Source organism: Nonomuraea sp. NPDC050153 (assembly GCF_044460125.1).
Taxonomy (GTDB): Bacteria; Actinomycetota; Actinomycetes; order Streptosporangiales; family Streptosporangiaceae; genus Nonomuraea.
Genome location: NZ_JBITJQ010000001.1, coordinates 595,004 through 612,676 on the forward strand (window position 1 = coordinate 595,004; position 17,673 = coordinate 612,676).

A 17,673-nucleotide genomic window follows, 5' to 3' on the forward strand; every position below is an offset into this window, starting at 1 on the left:
TCACACGCGTTTGATCGTAGATAGTGCAGGGCATGCGTATCTTCGCGGCCCTGGTGCTGGCCGCCGCACTGTTACCCGTGTTACCCATGCCCGCGGCGGCGGCCGAGGCGGGCGCGGCCACCGTGGCGCCCGTGCAGGTCACCGGCTCCCCGGCCAGGCGATTCAACCTGATCATCATGGGAGACGGCTACACAGAGCCGGAGCTGGCCAAGTTCCGGGCCGACGTGGACCGGCACCTCAACGTGATGTGGTCGATCGAGCCGTTCAAGACATATCGGAACTACATCAACGTCTACCGCGTCGACATCGTCTCCGGAGAGTCCGGCATCAGCTGCGACCCGGGGCTCGACTCGCCGAGGAAGACCACCCCGCTCAGCATGGGATTCTGGGGCCGCTGCAACCCCGGCAGCGTCCAGCGGCTGATCACCATGGACAACACCGCCGCCACCCGCTACGCCGACCTGGTCACCGGCACCTCCTCCGGCAACAGGCAGATCCTCGCGCTCGGCAACAGCGGCACGTACGGCGGCGCGGGCGGCTCGTACGCCACCGCCTCGGGCAGCAACAGCATGTCCGCCCTGATCAGCCCGCACGAGCTGGGCCACTCCCTCGGCGGCCTGCAGGACGAGTACGACTACTACCAGCGCGGCGTCCCCGGCGGCGCCTACACCGGTCCCGAGCCGTCCAGCGCCCACCACACGCTGCTGACCGAGCAGCAGATGAAGGACCAGCAGAAGAAGTGGTGGCGCTGGCTGGGCGAGCCCAGCGAGTCGGGCGGCCCCATCGGCCGCTACGAGGGCGGCCTTTACTACACCAGCGGCGTCTGGCGCCCCAGCCGGCACTCGATGATGAAGACCCTCGGCTACTACTACGACCAGGTCGGCCGCGAGGTCATGGTCCAGCGCATCACCGCCAAGACCATGGTCATCCAGGACGCCACGCCCAACCAGCAGCCCGTCGGCGCCGACCGGGTGCTGTGGGTCGAGCCGATGCGCCCCGTCGGCCACTCGCTGACGACCACCTGGAACGTGGACGGCAAGGACCTCGCGAGCCACGAGGACGTCCTGGACCTGCGCACGCTGGGCCTCGCCCCGGGAACGCACACCGTCACGGCCACCGTCTCGGACCCGACCGAGTTCGTCAGGGACCCGGCGATCAGGGCGGCCGTCACCAGGTCCCGCGCCTGGACGGTGGACACGTCGCTGACCACCCCGCCGGACGGCGTCGAGGCCGCGTTCGTCTCCTCCACGCCCACTGAGCGGCCGCTGGGCCGCGCCGACGTCGTCTACGTGGAGACCACCCACCCGGCCGCGAGCGCACCCCAGGTGACGTGGACCGTGGACGGCCGCCCGGCCGGCACCGGCGCCGACCTCGACCTGGGCAGGCTGGACCTGAAGCCGGGCCCGCACACCCTCACCGCGTCCCTCGGCGGCCAGACCCTCAACTGGCAGATCGACGCGAACCGGCCCATCACCCGCTACGAGCTGTCCGAGCCGCTCGCCGCGTCCGGCGACGCCTACGTCTACAACGCCCCCTTCTCCATGCGGCTGACAGGCGAGGACGACCGCGGAGGCCACGTGGTCTCGGAGTCCAGGGTGGACGGCGACGGCTGGTTCAACTACTTCGGCTGGCCGACCTCGTCGGAGCTGCCGTGGACGTTCAGCGAGGAGGGCACGGTCATCGACTCCCTCGTGTACGGGAAGCTGCCGCGCGGCCGGCACACGATCGAGTACCGCTCGATCGACGCCGCGGGCAACCAGGGCATGCCGAAGAGCTTCACCGTCACCACGATCGCCCCGCCGCCCGCCTGCACCCGCACGGTCACCGGCGCGTACCAAGGCCCTCTCGTCGTCGCCGACGGCGTCACCTGCCTCGACGGCGCCCAGGTCAGCGGGCCCATCACGGTGAGGCCTGGAGCCTCGCTGGTGATCAAGGGCGGCCGGATCGCCGGGACGGTCACCGCCGCGCAGCCCGCCGCCGTGCACGTGCTCAAGGCGTCCCTCACCGGCGCGCTCAACGTCAGCGGCGCCAAGGCGCTGACCATCGTGGGCGCCGACCTGCGCGGCGCCGTCCTGCTGACCGGCAACACGGCGCCGATCCTGTCGGGCACCACGATCAGCGGCGCGCTGCTGTGCACCGGTGACAAACCCGTCGATCTCGGCGTGCCCAACAAGGGCGTGAGGTCGTGCGTCCGGCTAGCCGCGGCCTCCAGAGCAGGCGCCTACGAGGCGGTCGAGCACCGCGGTAAGTGAGCCGAACGAGGCGTCGCGGAGCCTGGCGTACTCGTCCTCCGGGTATTGCCGGGGTCCGTTCTCCACCAGCAGGATCAGGTAGAGGTAGGCGCGGTAGAGGTCGATCCGGGTGCGCGCCGCCGGGGTGAGCTCAAGCGGCGTCACCTCGCGGTAGCCCGCCAGCAGCGGGTCGTCCTCCGCCAGCTCGCCGAAGAGCGTCGGCGTGACGAACTCGGCGAGCGGGTCGCCCCAGAAGGCCCGTTCGTGGTCGATGATGGCCTGGATCCGGGGCGGGCCGCTGAGATCGAGGAAGACGTTGCCCCGCCAGATGTCGAAGTGCACCAGCTGCGGCGTCGTCACCTCGTCCAGCACCGGCGAGGCCGCCTCGACCACCGCCATGATCTCCGCGGGGGTGCGCGGCAGCCGCGTCGGGTAGCGCTCGGTGTCGCCGAGCAGCGCCCCCACCATCGCCAGGAACGCCTGACGCCAGGTGGCGCCGACGATCCCGGCGTGCGGGTAGCCGAAGACCTCGCCGCGCACCGCGTTGAACCTGGCCAGGAGGCGGCCCAGCTCCCGCCGCAGCGCCTCCTCGCCCTCTGGCTTGACGTCGTTCCACGAGACCCCGTCGAGCGCGTCGAGCAGCAGGTAGTCGCCGCCCAGCACCGGGTCGTCGAACTCGGCGCGCAGCAGCGTCGCCACCGGCACCCCCGCCTGCGCCGCCAGCTCGTACGCGGCGGCCTCCATGCGCAGCAGGTTGCGCTCGTAGCTGAGCTGGTCGAGGTCGGGCGGCGGGGACAGCTTGAGCACCACCTCGCGCCCGTCCTCCAGCTTCAGCCGCCAGACGGCGTTGGCGTAGCCGTCGGTCAGCTCGGCGACGGCCACGACCCCTGTGCCCAGCGCGCGGCGGACCAGGGCGTCGAGCTCGGGCTCGGTTAAGCGGCGCTTGGTTCTACTGTCCACGGGGGCCTTTCATGCTGACTGCCGGCGTACGAGGTGGGTGTCGAGGATCACGACGGGCTGGCGCAGCTCCTCGCCGTTGATGCGGGCCACCAGCAGCTGCGCCATCTGCCGGCCCATCTGCTCGGTCGGCTGGTGGACGGTGGTCAGCGGCGGGTCGGCGTGCAGGGCGGCCTTGGAGTCGTCGAACCCGATCACCGCCACGTCCTCCGGGATCGCCCGCCCCGCGGCCTTGAGCACGCGCATCGCGCCCAGGGCCATCGGGTCGGACGCGGCGAAGACCGCGTCGAGATCGGGGTGGCCGGCCAGCAGCTCGGTCATCGCCGCCGAGCCGCTCTCCTCCGAGAAGTCGCCGTAGACCACCAGCTCCGGCAGCCCGGCGGGCAACAGCGCGTCGCGATAGCCGGCCAGACGGTCGACGCCCACGCCCATGTCCTGGTGACCGGCGATGGTGGCGATGCGGGTGCGGCCGAGGCCCAGCAGGTGTTTGACCGCCTGCCGGGCGCCGGCCCTGTTGTCCATGTCGACGTAGCTGTAGGGGTCGAGCCCGACGGGCCGGCCGCCGAGCACGGTCGGCACGCCCATCTCCTCGAGCCGCCCCGGCAGCGGGTCGGCGCCGTGCAGCGACAGCAGCAGCACGCCGTCGACGTGCTGCCCGGTCAGGTAGTGCTCCAGCCGGTCGTATTCCTCTTCGGTGCGGGCCATCGCCAGGATGAGCTGCAGCCCGGTCTCCGACAGCGCCGAGCCGATGCCGCGGATGGTGCCCGCGAAGAACGGGTCGTCGAACACCCGCAGCTGCGACTCGGACACCACCAGGGCCACCGCGTCCGTGCGGCGCGTCACCAGGGCGCGCGCCGCACGGTTGGGCACGTAGCCCAGCTCGCGGATGGCCAGCTCCACGGCCTCGCGGGCCCTGGCGCTGACGTTCGGCGAGCCATTGATGACTCTCGACACCGTGCCCCGGCCCACACCGGCCCGAGCTGCGACTGCCTCAAGAGTCGGTCGGTTCATGGCGCCTATTCTGCCGGATGATCTCCGAGTACCAGAGCGCGCTGTCCTTGACCAGCCGTTCCTGGGTCTCGAAGTCCACGCGCACCAGGCCGAACCGCTTGCCGTAGCCCCAGGCCCACTCGAAGTTGTCCATCAGTGACCAGGCGAAATACCCCTCCAGGGGCACGCCGGCCTCGATGGCCTCCTTGCAGGCGCCGAGGTGCGCCTCCACGTACGCCTGCCGTTCCCGGTCGTGGATCCGGCCGTCCTCGAGCACGTCCTCGAAGGCGGCGCCGTTCTCGGAGACCACCATGGGGATCGGCGGGTATTCCCGCGCGACCCTCGTGAGCACCTCGACCAGGCCGCCCTCGTCGATCTCCCAGCCCATCGCGGTGGTCGGGTGGCCGCCGCTGACGAACGACACGTGCTCGCTGCCCACCCACGGCGAGGCCGTGTCCGTGGGGGCCGCCGCCGCCGACTGCCTGCCGCCTGGTGCTCCCGAGACCGTGAAGCGGCTGTAGTAGTTGACGAGCAGCACGTCGATCGGGGCGCCGATGGTCTTCATGTCGCCGGGCTCGATGAAGTCGATCTCGAGGGGCAGGTCGGCCAGCACGTCCTCCGGATAGCGGCCGGTGAGCATCGCGTCCAGGAAGAACCTGTTCTGCAGGCCGTCGATGCGCCGCGCCGCCTCCAGGTCCTCCGTGCTGTCGGTGGCGGGGGTGACCGCGTACAGGTTCACGCAGCCGCCGACCCGCCGGGCGTCCATCGCCTGGACGGACAGCCCGTGCGCCAGGTTGAGGTGGTGCGCGCCCCTGATCGCGTTCTGCGGCTCACGCCTGCCGGGGGCGTGCTCGCCCGAGGCGTAGCCGAGGAACGCGGCGCACCACGGCTCGTTGACGGTGCTGAAGGTGTGGATGTGGTCCTTCAGCTCCTTGTGCACGGCCGCGGCGTAGTCGGCGAACCGGTAGGCCGTGTCGCGGTTGGGCCAGCCGCCCTTGTCCTCCAGCTCCTGGGGCAGGTCCCAGTGGTAGAGGGTGAGCCACGGGTCGATGGCGTGCCGGCGGAGCTCGTCGGCGAGCCGCTTGTAGAAGTCCAGGCCCTTCTGGTTGATCGGGCCGGAGCCGGTGGGCTGGATGCGGGGCCAGGAGACCGAGAAGCGGTAGGCCGACAGGCCCAGCTCCGCCATGATCCTGACGTCTTCCCGGTACCGGTGGTAGTGGTCGATGGCCACGTCCGCGTTGTGGCCGTTGAGAATCCGGCCCGGCGTCCTGGTGAAGGTGTCCCAGATGGAGACGCCGCGCCCGTCCTCGTCGACCGCGCCCTCGATCTGGTACGCCGAGGTCGCCGCCCCCCACGCGAAGCCCGCAGGGAAGCGCAGCCCGGCACGCGTCTGTTCCTCTTGTGTCGTCACGCCTTGACCGCACCTTCCATGAGGCCGCCCACGATCTGGCGGCCGAAAGCGACGAATACTGCGATGAGCGGAATGATGGACAGCGCCGTTCCCGCGAAGATCAACGTGTAGTTCGTGGAGAACCTGGCGTTGAGCGACGTGATCGCGATCTGCACGGTCGGGTTGTCCGGGGTCAGCACGATCAGCGGCCACATGAAGTCGTTCCACATGAGCATGAACGTGTTGATGCCGAGCACCGCCATCCCGGGGCGCACGGCGGGCAGGACGACGTTCCACCAGATCCGCAGCGTGGCGGCGCCGTCGACCCGGGCGGCCTCGACCAGCTCCATCGGCACGGCCTGGCGAGTGTACTGCGTCATCAGGAACACGCCGAACCCGTTGAGCAGGTACGGCAGGATGACGGCCTTGAGCGTGCCGGTCCACTCCAGGCTCACCATGAGCCGGTAGAGGGGCACCACGCCCATCTGCTGCAACGGCACCGCCATCGTCAGCAGCACGAGCACCAGCAGCAGGTTCCTGCCCTTGAAGCTCAGGTTCGCGAACGCGAAGCCGGCCAGCGTGGAGATGATCACCACGGAGAGGGTGACGATGCTCGACACGATGAACGAGTTCGTCAGGCCCAGCAGGAACTTGGCGTCCTCGTTGTTGAGCACCGCGACGATGTTCTCGCCCAGGTTCCCGCCCGGCAGGAACGGCGGCGGCACCGCCACCGCGTCGGCGTTCGTACGGGAGGCGATGACGAGCATCCAGTACAGCGGGAACGCCGACAGCAGGACGGCCAGGGCCAGCATGAGCCTGGTGGCGAGGGTGGGGGAGAAGTTGTTCATTTCGTGCCCCCGATCCGGCGCACGAACAGGAAGTTGATCGCCGCTCCTATGAGGATGAGCAGGAACAGCAGCCAGGCGGCCGCCGCGGCGTAGCCGTAGTCGAACTCGCGGAAGCCCTGCTTGACGATGAACATGGCCACCGTCTGGAACTGTCCCTGCGAGCCGCCGTCGACGTTGCCGTTGTAGAACGTGGTCGGCTCGGAGAACAGCGTCAGGCCGCCGATCGTGGAGTTGAGCACCACGAAGATCATCGTCGGGCGCAGCATCGGCAGCGTGATCTGCCAGAACTGCCTGCGCCGCGACGCGCCGTCGATCGCGGCGGCCTCGTACAGGTCGCGGGGGATCGTCTGCATGCCGGCCAGGAAGATGATCGCGTTGTAGCCGGTCCAGCGCCAGTCGACCATGGTGGCGATGGCGATCCACGACGGGATGCGCTCGGCCCGCCAGTTCGTGCTGTCCACGCCGAACCCGCCCAGGACCCAGTTGACCAGGCCCCAGTCGCGGGCGTACAGCTGCGTGAACACCACCGCGACCGCGACCACCGACGTGACCAGCGGCAGCAGCACGCTCATGCGGATGGCCAGGCGCAGTTTCAGGCGCTTGTTCAGCGCGTTGGCCAGGAGCAGCGCGAGGATCATCTGGGGGACGGTGGCGATGACGAACATGCCCACCGTGTTGACCACGGCGTTCCAGAAGTCCTCGTCCGCGAGCAGGGCGGTGTAGTTGCCCAGCCCGGTCCACTCCACGGTCCCGGCCAGGTCGTAGTCGTAGAGCGAGTAGTACAGGGTGAAGGCCAACGGGAACAGCCCGAAGGCGGCGAACAGCAGGAAATACGGGGACACCAGGGCGTACGGCATGGCCTTGACGTCGAATCGTGAACGCCAGCGGTGGCCGGGCGGGCGGGCGCGGTGATGGTTGTTGCGCGCCGCCCGCGGAAGGGTGTCGATGCTCATGGCGGAACCTCTCGGCAGCTTGTCGACGGCGACACGCCCGGCCCGCTGCTCGCGGGCCGGGCGGGGAGACTAGCCCGCGGCCTTCACCGCGTCGTCGACCAGCTGCTGCCAGGCCTTGTCGTACGGGACGGAGCCGTCGTCCATGCCCTGGATGACGGACTCGATGGCGTTCTTGACCTGGGCGTGCTTCACGCCGAGGAAGACCGGCTGCAGGCTCGACGCGGACTTGGCGAAGATGTCACCGATCGGGGCGTCGTTGAAGAACTCGTTCTTCGCGCCCTGCACGGCCGGGTCCTGCTGGGCCTTGGTGTTGCTCGGCATGTTGCCGAAGTCGGTGAAGATGCTCGCCTCGGTCTGCGCGTTGGTCAGGTAGTCGGCGACCATCGCGGCTTCCTTCGGGTGCTTCGACTGCTTGGGCACGGCCAGCCACGAGCCGCCCCAGTTGCCGCCGCCGCCCGGCACGCCGGCCACGTCCCACTGGCCCTTGCCGGCGTCGCCGGCGTTGCCGCTGACCACGCCCAGCATCCAGGACGGGCAGCCGACCGTGGCGAACGCGCCCTTCTGGGTGCCCGCCGCCCACTCGTCGGTGAAGTTGCGCAGCTTGGCGGTCAGCCCCTGCTGGCTCATCTTCGTGGCGAAGTCGAAGCCCGCCTTCACCGCCGGGTTCTTGTCGACGATGAGGTTGTTGTCCTTGTCGAAGTACGTCACGTTGCCGTTCTTGGCCGCCTCCTGGTAGAGGACGACCTGGTAGAGCGTGTTCGTGCCGTCGGCGAACTTGGTGCCCTTGACCTTCGACTGGAAGGTCTTGGCGACGTTCATGAACTCGTCCCAGGTCGGCCAGAGAGCGCTCACCTTGTCCCGCTCGGTCGGCAGGCCGGCCTTCTTGAACAGGTCCGTGCGGTAGCAGATGCTCATGCCGCCGATGTCGGTGCCCAGGCCGAACAGCTGGCCGTTGGCCGTGACCCCGTTCTCCCACTTCCACGCCGGGAAGTCCGCCTTGCGGGACTCCAGGCCGTACTCCTTGAGGTCGGCCCACCATTCGGGGTGCGCCTTGGCCAGGCCCATGCCGCCCTCGTCGATGCCGACCACGTCGCCCGCGCCGTTGCCGGCCTGCAGCCACTGGATCATCTGCGGCCAGTACTGCTGCTCGAACTGGTCGGTCAGGTGCTCTTCCTTGATCTGGATGTCCTTGTGCTCGGCGTTCCACTTCGTGATGGCGTTCTTGTAGCCGAAGTTGGTGCCGCCGCCGAAGGTCTGAACACGGATGGTGACCGGCTCGGCCGCCGCCGAGGAGGCGGGAGCGCTGCTGGACCCCGTACCGGTGCCGCCGCCGGAACTGCAGGACGCGACGGCCAGCGCCGCCGCGGCCAGGGCAGAGGCCGCGGCCAGACCGCCGCGACGCTTGCTGATCATCATGGTGGACCCCTTCTCGGGTGAATGTTGGGGGAGTGCACCGCGGCACGCGCTCCGCCGCGGTGGGAGTCTTTGGGAGCGCTCCCACAAAGGGTGCACTTGCGTGGTCTGCACGTCAATCCACCGAAACGCAACCGTTACCAATGGGGCGGTTTGTCACCGTAGAACGGGATTTTTCGCGTTATACCTCGCAAAGGGCGGCTTGGGAGCGCTCCCACCTCAAGAGGCATCTTTTGTGTCGCATCAAGGGCATGTCACCCGCACCCACCACGCTTTCTCCCGGTCACACCACCAGTGAAGAGCCCGGTCGGACGGGGGCGGGACACGAAGGGGGCCTCCGGCGCCTTGGCCGCCTGTCCGTCTTTGCCGCTATGGGTGGCAGGCGGCGGCGCGTTCCTGGAGGAGGGCGCGTTCGCGGGTGTTGCGGGTCATTCGTGCCGCCCGCTCGAATTCGGTGCGGGCCTCCTCGCGGCGGCCCAGCTTGAAGAGCAGGTCTCCTCGTACGCTCGGCAGCAGGTGGTAGTCCTTGAGGGACGGTTCGCCGGCGATCTGGTCCAGGAGCCGGAGGCCGACGGCGGGGCCGTAGGCCATGGAGAGGGCGACGGCCCGGTTGAGCTCGACGATGGGGGAGCGGGACAGCTTGGCGAGTGCTTCGTACAGGCGTGCGATGCCTGCCCAGTCGGTGTCCTCCGGGTGGAGGGCTCGCGCGTGGCAGGCGGCGATGGCGGCCTGGAGGGTGTACGGGCCGGGTCCGCCGCCCCCCAGCCTCTCGGCCTGGTCCAGGGCGGTGAGGCCGCGGTGGATGAGGAGCCGGTCCCAGCGGGCGCGGTTCTGGTCGAGGAGGAGGATCGGCTCGCCCGACGGGCCCACGCGGGCCGCCGATCGGGAGGCCTGGATCTCCATGAGGGAGACCAGGCCGTGGACCTCCGGCTCCTTGGGCATCAGGCCCGCCAGGACCCGGCCCAGCCGGAGGGCGTCCTCGCACAGGGCCGGACGCATCCAGTCGTCGCCGGCCGTCGCCGAATAGCCCTCGTTGAAGATCAGGTAGATGACCTCCAGGACCGATTCGAGGCGCGCCGACAGCTCGGTGGCCTGGGGGACCTCGAAAGGGATCTTCTTGTCGGCCAGGGTCCGCTTGACGCGGACGATCCGTTGCGCGACCGTGGACTCCGGGACCAGGAACGCGCGGGCGATCTCGTCGGTGGTCAGGCCGCCGAGCACGCGGAGCGTGAGGGCCACCCGCGCCTCCACGGAGAGCGCCGGGTGGCAGGCCGTGAACACCAGCCGCAGAAGGTCGTCCTCGATCTCGTCGGCCTCGGGCAGGTCCTCCTCGGTGCCGAGCCGGTGCCCGAGCTCGACGAGGTTCCGTTCGAGGCGTTCGTTTCTGCGGATCAGGTCGATGGCGCGGCGCTTCGACACGGTCATCAGCCAGGCGCCGGGGTTGCGGGGCACGCCGGACTCCGGCCACTGCTCCAGAGCGGCCACCAGCGCGTCCTGGGCCAGTTCCTCGGCCAGGCCGACGTCGCGCACCAGCCGGGCGAGCCCGGCGATGAGCCGGGCCGCCTCGATCCGCCACACCGCCTCGATGGCCCGGTGGGTCTCGGTCCCGCGGCGCGCGGGTGCGGGGGGTTGGGTGTCGTCCCGGACGAGGTCGGCCGGAGTTTGCGCCTGGGGGTCGGCTGGAGCCTGGGCTGGGGTGCGGGAGTGGGCTCGGACCTGGTCGTCGGTGTCGGAAGCCGTCACCGGCCCATGAGAGCAGCACGAAGCCGCCGATGGCAAGCCGCCGTCCCTTCGGCTCGGTTTCGTCGACTCGGGTGATCGATGGCTCAGTCGCTCGCGTGAGTGCTCTGTCTACCGTCCGGTTGCGTGGTGGGTGGGGTGGTGCGTGCCTGGCGTTGCGGGCATTCGCGTCCCGGGTGGGTCAGGTGCCGGGGATGGTGTTGACGCCGAGGCGGTCGCGTAGTGCGTGTTCGCGGTCCCGCTCGTCCGCCGGCAGCGAGTCGTCCGGTACGTCCGAAGCGTCGAACACCCGCCAGACGTCCAGCCCGATCCCGTCATGCCCCGGCGGGACCGGTACGCGCAGTGCCCACTCGATCGCCTCTTCCCGGGACTTCACCTGGATCAGCCAGAAGCCGGCGATGAGCTCCTTGGCCTCCGCGAAGGGGCCGTCGATCACGGTCGCCTTGCCGCCGGTGTAGGCGATCTGGGCGCCCTGCGAGCTCGGGTAGAGCCCTTCGGCCGCCAGCAGCACGCCTGCCTTGGTCAGCGCCTCGTTGTAGGCGTGCATGTTGTCCACGAGCTCCTGGCTGGGCAGCGCCCCGGCCTCGGTCTCCGGGTTGGCCTTGCCGACGATCATGAACTTCATGGTGGTGCCTCTCTTTCGTTTTCGGGCTCTCGTCGTACGCGTCGAACGGCGATGGGCGGGATCGACACGTCCGCCAGAAATTCAACTCGGCCAGCTTGGAATCTACAATGTAAAGGCGCCCAGCTGGTCGAGGAAGGCTCGCGCCGTCGGGGCGCAGTCGTCTGCCGACGGGACGGCCAGGGCCAGTGAGCGGGTCATCTTCGGCTCCAGAGGGCGGGTGACGACGGTGCCCAGGTCGGCGGGGAGGCCGAGCGTGGGGACGATGCTGACGCCGAGCCCCGCGGCCACCATCTCCAGGATGGCGGCGGGGCCGCTGGCCTCGAAGGCTATGTCGAGGCGTACCTGGGCCGTCAGCGCCGCGCGCATGATCAGGGGTCGGCAGCCGGCGGTGGTCAGGATGAACGGCCGGCCCGCCAGGTCGGCGAGGGTGATGGCCGGGCGGGCGGTCAGGGGGTGGTCGGCGGGCAGCACGGCGACCATGTCGTGGGTGCTCAGGTGGACGGTGTGCAGGCCGGGGGCGGGGAGGGTGACGACGCCGACCTCGGCGGCGCCGCGGTGCAGCCACTCGCGGATGTCGTCGTCCACGCCCTCGAAGAGGCGTACGCGGACCTGCGGGTAGCGGTCGGTGAACGCGCGCAGCAGCTTGGCGACGAGCGTGCCGGTGGCGCTGGGGAGGCTGGCCAGGCGGAGTTCGCCGGTGATCTGGCCGTTGGCGGCGGCGACGTCGGAGCGGATGAGGTCGAGGTGGCGCAGGGCCTCCCGGGCGCGGGCCACGGCTCGCCGGCCGGCCTCGGTGAGGGCGATGCCGTCGCGGTGGCGGGCGAACAGGGCGGCGCCGAACTCGCGTTCGAGGGCGGCGACGGCTCGGCTGACCGCGGGCTGGGACATGCCGGTGTGGTCGGCGGCGGCGGTGAAGCCGCCGTGTTCGGCGACCGCGACCAGCACTCTGAGCTGCGCCAATGTCATACCGACATACCTTAATTGGTATTTGACCAAGGAGCTTCCAGAACCCGATGGTTATGTCCATGGTCGAACGAATGACGATTGACGTCGATGGCCGTGTGGCCAGTTATCTGACGGGGGGCGAGCGGGGCCCGGTGGTGCTGCTGTTGCACGGAACGTACTGGAGCCGGGTCTGGGCGCCGGTGATCGACGGGCTGGCGGCGGCGGGGCTGCGCCCGGTGGCGGTGGATCTGCCGGGGCTGGGCCGTTCCGGTGGGGAGCTGACGGCTGAGACGGCGGCGGTTCCGGCGCTGGCGGCGTGGGTGCGCCGGTTCGCGGCGGCGGTGGGGGCGGGGGAGCCGCTGTCGGTGGCGGGCCACGACATCGGCGGCGCGGTCGCCCAGCACCTGCTGGTCGAGGGGGAGGTGCGGCGGCTGGCGCTGGTCAACTCGGTCACGTACGACTCCTGGCCGGTGCCCGGCGTGGCCCGTTACCGCGATCCTGCGGTCGTGGCGGCGACGACCGTGGAGGAGCTGCTGGCCGCGCGCCGCAAGGCCGTCACCGTCGCGCTGGGCCGGCCCGCAAGCGAGGCGGAGCTGGCGGACTACCTGGATCCGTGGAACGACCCGCGGGTGGGCCGGTCGTGGATGGCGCTGGCGGGCGCGGCCGACAGCCGTTACACGCTGGACCTGATGCCCGCGCTGAAGGCCGATGAGACGCCGAAGCTGCTGGTGTGGGGGGAGGACGACACGTTCCAGGAGGTCCGGTACGCCGAGCGGTTCGCCGCGGAGGTGCCGGACACGACGCTGGTGCGTGTCCCGGGGGCGGGGCACATCCCGATGGAGAACGATCCGGCCGGGGTGGCGCGGGCGCTGGCGGAGTTCTTCCTTGGCTGAGTCTAGTGAGTCCTGCGGGACATGAGGGTGACGGTGACGAGCAGGGCCAGGGCGGCCGCCAGCGCCGGCGCGGGGCCGGTGGTGAGGTGGAGGACGGCGCCGGCCAGCGCGCCGAGGAACATCGCCGCCACGGAGGCGGCCCGGCGCAGGGCGGCCCGTCCCGGTGCGTCGGTGGCCAGCCCCGTGAGGGTCGTGGTGAGGACGTTGGTGACCAGGTCGGGTACGCCGAGCGCGCGCACGGAGGCGTTCTGCAGGCCCATGCCGTAGCCGAGCAGTGCGATGAGGGCCGCCTGCGGCGCGGTGGCCCGGTGTCCGGCCACGAGGGCGACGACGAGGGCGGCGGCGACGAGGAGCGCGTGCGCGGCGGTGGCGGCGGCGAACGCGCGTCGCGGGTTGGTGGCCCGCCTGCTCACCCGGCCGGCGCTCCAGGCGCCGGCTCCGAAGGCGGCCAGGGCCACCGGCGAGGCCCATTTGGACATCTGCGCGGCCCCCGCCAGGGCGAAGCCGAGGAAGACGAGGTTGCCGGTCATGTTGGCGACGAAGACGCGGCCCAGGCCGAGGTAGCTGACGGCGTCCACGAGGCCGGTGACGAGGGCCAGGAGGATCAGCAGGGCGGGCAGGACGCCGTGCGGGTTGGCGCCGCTCGGGAAGAGCCCGTCGGCGATCCACCGCAGCCCGCCCCTCCTCACGGGCCCCTCCACGTGTGCGGTGGCATGGTGGGCGGCTCCTCGGCGAGGTCGTGGACGGCTTGCCTCGGGTCTTCCCCGGTGGCGGGCCGCCGCACGCGCGGAGGGCGAACGCGACGAGGGTGAACGCTAGGAGGGTGAACGCGACGAGCGCGCGTCCCGTTCGCGGGACGCGCGCTCGTTCGGCGCTGTTGGGGAGTCCGGGCTGTGGGGGAGTCCGGTCAGCCGCGGTACTGCGGGTAGCCGTAGCCGACGACCTGGGACTTGGGCCGGACGCGCTCCTCGACCTTGCCGCGGCCGGTGTTGCCCTCGACGGTCGTGATGGTGCCGTCGCCGTTGTCCTTCTCGACGAACCCGACGTGCTTGATGTCCTTGAGGTTCTTGCTGCCGCTCCACGAGAAGAACACGATGGCGCCGGGCTTGGGCTCGGTGCCGAAGCGGTCGTTGGCCTGGAACCACTTGGCGTGGGCGACGGTCCAGGAGTCCCAGCCGATCTGCGCGCGGGCGCCGGTGTGCTCGCCGACCCAGGAGACGAACATCGCGCACCAGGCGGCGTTCAGGTACTCGGTGCGGCTGCCGCCGTCCCGGGCGACGGTCTCCGCGGCCCGCTGGGAGTTGGCGTACCACTGCTGGAACTTGGTGCCGCCGCCGGCGGCGTTCTCGGAGATGCCGATCTGGGACTTGGCGAGCGCCAGGACCTGGGCGGCGGTGGCGGTGACCCTGGTCTCGCGGGAGCGCTCGGCGTGGTCGGAGACGGTGGTCGTGTCGATCGGCTGCTTCTCCGCGGCTCCGGCGCTCGTCATGTGGACGCCGAACACGGAGCCGAGGACGGTGGCGCCGAGCAGGGCGCGGGCGATGTTGTTCTTCGCAGCAGAGGTAAAGCGGAAGTTGGCCATCGAGGGGGTTACTCCTTGCTTCCATGCCGCTTACCGGGTTAGCTGACGGGTTCGGGCGTGGAAGCTGCCCTACGGCACCGAAGTGCCGATTCACCCCAAAGGACGTGGGTCCCCGGCTCCGCCCGAAGGCGGATTCAGCGGTCACAGGACGTTCCTGTGATGTGTCGTGCGATGGTCGGACAAGTCCGGACAAACCGGACGTATGTCTCAAGGATGCCCCAAACGTAATGCATGAGGCAAGAGGATTACAAATCCATAAAGGCCCAGCTAGGCGAGTTGCCTGCGAGCATCGGCCAGAAGCCCCATCATGGCAAGGGATTCGTCAAGCGGCATGATCGAACTTTCGGTCCTGCCTTCGGCCGTCGCGGCGCGGACTTCGCGGAGCTCTCCGGCGTACCCGTGGTTCACCGAATCGAGCGTGTACTCCTCCGGCTCCATCGAGGGCCCGGACAGTACGATCCGCTGCGGAGCCCAGAACGGCGCCTGGATGTCCACCCGCATCTGGGTGCCTACAACGCTGGCATGGTTCGGGTAATTCCCGAGCAACGAAGTCTCCACGAGAGCCTTCCTGCCATCGGGGTAGAGCAGCACGCCGCCGGCCTCCGCGTCGACGCCGTTGGGCGCCAGGGAGCCGGTGATCCGCAGGTCGGAGGGCATGCCGAGGAGCAACTGGGCCAGGCCGAACGGGTAGATCCCCAGGTCGAGGAGCGCCCCGCCGCCGAGCTCCGGCGCCCACAGCCGGTGCTCCGGCTCGTACGGCTTGGCGAAGCCGAAGGAGGCGTGCACCGAGCGCAGGTCGCCGAAGCGCTCGTCGGCCGCGATCCTCTGGATGAGAGGGTTGAACCTCATCCACATCGCTTCCATCAGGAACACGCCTGCCTCGCGTGCCAGGCGCACCATCTTCTCCGCGTCGTCCACGGTGGCGGCCAGCGGCTTCTCGCACAGCACGGCCTTGCCCGCGGCGATGGCGGCCTCGGCCACCTCCAGGTGCTGGGCGTGCGGCGTCGCCACGTAGATCGCGTCCACGGCCGGGTCGGCGCAGAGCCGCTCATAGGAGTCGTACGCCGACTCCGCGCCCAGCGTGGCGGCCAGCGCCTGCGCCCGCTCCAGGTTCCGCGAGCCGACGGCGGCCACCCGCATGCCCGGTTCGGCGGCGATGACCGCCCCGACGGTCTGCGCTATACGTCCTGTCGCCGCGATGCCCCACGCAAAATCTCGCACGCGGGAGATCGTAGACGAATCAGGTCATGTCAAACGTATCGGGGTCGGGTCCGATCCGATGGCCCTTGTTCATCGCGCCGATCGCGGCCATGTCCTCGGCGTCGAGGATGAAGTCGAAGACGCCGATGTTCTCGGCGATGCGCGACGGGGTGACCGACTTGGGGATCGCGACGTGGCCGAGCTGCAGGTGCCAGCGGAGCACGATCTGCGCGGGCGTCCTGCCGCACTTGTCGGACAGCTTGGCCAGCGCCGGGTCGTTCAGCAGGCCCTGGCCCTGGCCGAGCGGGCTCCACGCCTCGGTGAGGATGCCGTTGGCCTCGTGGAAGGCGCGCAGCTCGCGCTGCTGGAGGTACGGGTGCAGCTCGATCTGGTTGATGGAGGGCACGATGCCGGTCTCGTTCATCAGGCGGGTGAGGTGGGCGACGGTGAAGTTCGAGGTGCCGATGGCCTTGGCGCGCCCGTCACGGTAGATCTTCTCCAACGCCTTCCACGCCTGCACGTACTTGTCCTGCTGCGGCACCGGCCAGTGGATGAGGAAAAGATCGATGTAGTCGAGGCCGAGCCGGGCCAGGGACTCCTCGAAGGCCGCCTCCGCGCGGCCGTGGTCGGCGTTCCACAGCTTGGTGGTGACGAACACCTTCCGGCGCGGCAGCTCGCTTTCCCGCACGGCCTGCCCCACCCCTTCTTCGTTGCCGTACGCGGCGGCGGTGTCGATGTGCCGGTAGCCGGCCCGCAGCGCGGTGGCGACGGCCTGCGCGGCCTCATCGGCGGGGACCTGCCAGACGCCGTAGCCGAGCTGCGGGATCTGCACGCCGTCGGTGTTGAGCATGAGCGAGTTCATACCCTCCATTGTTCACGTCGCGTTTCTGGTGGCTTAAGGCGGCGGGGCTAGCTTGAAGCGGTCGTGAACGGGCCATCACCCGGCTGGGAGGACAGGAGTGGTCGAACAGGCGTCGGCCTGGGTGGAGTCTCCGCTCCAGATGCTGTGCGCCGTCGAGGCCCATCACGCGGGCGTGCTCGGCCCCGAGACGGTGGTCGTGCCGCGCGCCGGTCTGCGACCGCTGAAGGCCACGCGTCGGGAGCTGAGGTCCCTCGGGCTGCCCGACGGCCTTGAGCTGGCGGAGCCGCGTGAGCGCATGCCCAGACGCGTGCAGGCCGTCGGTGACGCCTTCTCCGGCAGGGTGCAGCTGCGCTGGCTCACCTCGCGTCCCGGCCGCATCGTCATCGTGGACGACGGGCTGGCCACGCTCCGGCTGCTGGAGCTGCTGGCCGCGGGGCCGTTCCGGCCGCTGCTGCGGGCCAGGGCCCAGCCGGGCAGGCTGCGCTCCACACTGGGCCTGGCGGCCGCGCTGCGGCTGCGCCTGAGCGACGTGTCGGTCTTCACCGCCCTGCCCGTGGACGAGGCCCTGGAGGACGGGGTGCGCCGGGCCGGGATCAACCTGGTACGCCACCAGTTCGCCTGGCTGCGCGCCCAGCCGCCCAGCGCGGAGGGGCCCGCGGAGCGCACGGTCGTCCTCGGCACCTCGCTCGTCAGGAACGGCCTCGTGCACCGCGACCACTACCTGCGCTGGCTGACGGACCTGGCGGCGCGGGAGCCGCTCGCGTACTACCCGCACCGCCGCGAGGACCCCGTGGACGTGGCCCTGATCCGGGAGCGCCCGGGCATCACCGTGCACGACGTGGGCGCGCCGGCCGAGCTGACGCTGCGCGGCCTGGACGCGAGCCAGCGCGTGCTCAGCCTGCCCTCGACCGCGATCACCTCGCTGCGGGTGCTGCTCAGCTCGCGCGGTGTCGCCGTGGAGCCCGTGGACGTTCCTGACGACTGGTGGACCAGCAGGGCGGCCCCCGCCCTTCGCTCGCATCTGACAGGAGTGTCCGGTTGAAA

At 70.3% G+C, this 17,673-nt stretch carries 16 protein-coding genes and 1 riboswitch; of the genes, 3 read left to right on the forward strand and 13 right to left on the reverse strand.

All coding sequences use genetic code 11. The features are described 5' to 3' along the window. The first annotated feature begins 32 nt into the window (after positions 1-32). A complete protein-coding gene (locus ACIBQ1_RS02835; protein ID WP_397274216.1) occupies positions 33-2,252 on the forward strand; it encodes a M64 family metallopeptidase in 2,220 nt (739 codons plus the stop codon). Here ACIBQ1_RS02835 and ACIBQ1_RS02840 read toward each other — a convergent pair. From ACIBQ1_RS02840 to ACIBQ1_RS02880, 9 genes are all read right to left on the reverse strand, one after another. After that, a complete protein-coding gene (locus ACIBQ1_RS02840; RefSeq protein ID WP_397274217.1) occupies positions 2,196-3,191 on the reverse strand; it encodes a phosphotransferase family protein in 996 nt (331 codons plus the stop codon). The genes ACIBQ1_RS02835 and ACIBQ1_RS02840 overlap by 57 nt on opposite strands. 9 nt (positions 3,192-3,200) lie before the next feature. Next, positions 3,201-4,199, reverse strand: coding sequence for a LacI family DNA-binding transcriptional regulator (locus tag ACIBQ1_RS02845; RefSeq protein ID WP_355363914.1), 999 nt, complete (start codon positions 4,197-4,199; stop codon positions 3,201-3,203). After that, positions 4,180-5,589, reverse strand: a complete 1,410-nt coding sequence (locus ACIBQ1_RS02850; RefSeq protein WP_397274218.1) for a GH1 family beta-glucosidase — start codon at positions 5,587-5,589, stop codon at positions 4,180-4,182. Before ACIBQ1_RS02850 ends, ACIBQ1_RS02845 begins: the two co-directional genes overlap by 20 nt. After that, positions 5,586-6,416 carry a carbohydrate ABC transporter permease gene (locus tag ACIBQ1_RS02855; RefSeq protein WP_397274219.1) on the reverse strand — a complete coding sequence of 277 codons (831 nt, stop codon included), beginning with the start codon at positions 6,414-6,416 and terminating at the stop codon, positions 5,586-5,588. The genes ACIBQ1_RS02850 and ACIBQ1_RS02855 overlap by 4 nt, the downstream gene beginning before the upstream one ends. Then, entirely contained in the window at positions 6,413-7,369 is a 957-nt protein-coding gene (locus ACIBQ1_RS02860) for a carbohydrate ABC transporter permease (protein ID WP_397274220.1), read from the reverse strand. Before ACIBQ1_RS02860 ends, ACIBQ1_RS02855 begins: the two co-directional genes overlap by 4 nt. A 69-nt stretch (positions 7,370-7,438) precedes the next feature. Next, entirely contained in the window at positions 7,439-8,785 is a 1,347-nt protein-coding gene (locus tag ACIBQ1_RS02865) for an extracellular solute-binding protein (protein ID WP_397274221.1), read from the reverse strand. 366 nt (positions 8,786-9,151) lie between these two features. Continuing rightward, positions 9,152-10,369: an RNA polymerase sigma factor gene (locus tag ACIBQ1_RS02870; RefSeq protein ID WP_397274551.1), complete on the reverse strand. Its 1,218-nt coding sequence runs from the start codon at positions 10,367-10,369 to the stop codon at positions 9,152-9,154. A 334-nt stretch (positions 10,370-10,703) separates the two neighbouring features. Beyond that, positions 10,704-11,147, reverse strand: coding sequence for a YciI family protein (locus ACIBQ1_RS02875; protein WP_397274222.1), 444 nt, complete (start codon positions 11,145-11,147; stop codon positions 10,704-10,706). Between the two features lie 102 nt (positions 11,148-11,249). Continuing rightward, positions 11,250-12,113 (reverse strand): LysR family transcriptional regulator, encoded by an 864-nt coding sequence (locus ACIBQ1_RS02880; protein WP_397274223.1) that lies wholly within the window; start codon positions 12,111-12,113, stop codon positions 11,250-11,252. A 71-nt stretch (positions 12,114-12,184) separates the two neighbouring features. On the opposite strand from ACIBQ1_RS02880, the gene ACIBQ1_RS02885 reads away from it, so the two are divergent. Then, positions 12,185-12,985, forward strand: a complete 801-nt coding sequence (locus ACIBQ1_RS02885) for an alpha/beta fold hydrolase (protein ID WP_397274224.1) — start codon at positions 12,185-12,187, stop codon at positions 12,983-12,985. A 2-nt stretch (positions 12,986-12,987) separates the two neighbouring features. Here ACIBQ1_RS02885 and ACIBQ1_RS02890 read toward each other — a convergent pair whose 3' ends face one another. The 4 genes from ACIBQ1_RS02890 to ACIBQ1_RS02905 form a co-directional block, all read right to left on the reverse strand. After that, positions 12,988-13,674, reverse strand: a complete 687-nt coding sequence (locus ACIBQ1_RS02890) for a YoaK family protein (protein ID WP_397274225.1) — start codon at positions 13,672-13,674, stop codon at positions 12,988-12,990. Positions 13,675-13,892: 218 nt separating this feature from the next. After that, positions 13,893-14,567: a CHAP domain-containing protein gene (locus tag ACIBQ1_RS02895; RefSeq protein WP_397274226.1), complete on the reverse strand. Its 675-nt coding sequence runs from the start codon at positions 14,565-14,567 to the stop codon at positions 13,893-13,895. A 12-nt stretch (positions 14,568-14,579) separates the two neighbouring features. After that, a riboswitch (cyclic di-AMP (ydaO/yuaA leader) is annotated at positions 14,580-14,717 on the reverse strand. A gap of 117 nt (positions 14,718-14,834) precedes the next feature. Beyond that, positions 14,835-15,788, reverse strand: a complete 954-nt coding sequence (locus ACIBQ1_RS02900; protein WP_397274227.1) for a Gfo/Idh/MocA family protein — start codon at positions 15,786-15,788, stop codon at positions 14,835-14,837. A gap of 19 nt (positions 15,789-15,807) precedes the next feature. Continuing rightward, positions 15,808-16,629 (reverse strand): aldo/keto reductase, encoded by an 822-nt coding sequence (locus ACIBQ1_RS02905; RefSeq protein ID WP_397274228.1) that lies wholly within the window; start codon positions 16,627-16,629, stop codon positions 15,808-15,810. A gap of 97 nt (positions 16,630-16,726) precedes the next feature. Between ACIBQ1_RS02905 and ACIBQ1_RS02910 the strand changes: the two genes are divergently transcribed. After that, entirely contained in the window at positions 16,727-17,671 is a 945-nt protein-coding gene (locus ACIBQ1_RS02910) for a hypothetical protein (RefSeq protein ID WP_397274229.1), read from the forward strand. The last annotated feature ends 2 nt before the right edge of the window (positions 17,672-17,673 follow it).

Coding starts and splice junctions, on each gene's coding strand:
- ACIBQ1_RS02835 (WP_397274216.1), top strand. CDS start 33: ATGCGTATCTTCGCGGCCCTGGTGCTGGCCGCCGCACTGTTACCCGTG.
- ACIBQ1_RS02845 (WP_355363914.1), bottom strand. CDS start 4,199: ATGAACCGACCGACTCTTGAGGCAGTCGCAGCTCGGGCCGGTGTGGGC.
- ACIBQ1_RS02855 (WP_397274219.1), bottom strand. CDS start 6,416: ATGAACAACTTCTCCCCCACCCTCGCCACCAGGCTCATGCTGGCCCTG.
- ACIBQ1_RS02860 (WP_397274220.1), bottom strand. CDS start 7,369: ATGAGCATCGACACCCTTCCGCGGGCGGCGCGCAACAACCATCACCGC.
- ACIBQ1_RS02865 (WP_397274221.1), bottom strand. CDS start 8,785: ATGATGATCAGCAAGCGTCGCGGCGGTCTGGCCGCGGCCTCTGCCCTG.
- ACIBQ1_RS02875 (WP_397274222.1), bottom strand. CDS start 11,147: ATGAAGTTCATGATCGTCGGCAAGGCCAACCCGGAGACCGAGGCCGGG.
- ACIBQ1_RS02880 (WP_397274223.1), bottom strand. CDS start 12,113: ATGACATTGGCGCAGCTCAGAGTGCTGGTCGCGGTCGCCGAACACGGC.
- ACIBQ1_RS02885 (WP_397274224.1), top strand. CDS start 12,185: ATGACGATTGACGTCGATGGCCGTGTGGCCAGTTATCTGACGGGGGGC.
- ACIBQ1_RS02895 (WP_397274226.1), bottom strand. CDS start 14,567: ATGGCCAACTTCCGCTTTACCTCTGCTGCGAAGAACAACATCGCCCGC.
- ACIBQ1_RS02905 (WP_397274228.1), bottom strand. CDS start 16,629: ATGAACTCGCTCATGCTCAACACCGACGGCGTGCAGATCCCGCAGCTC.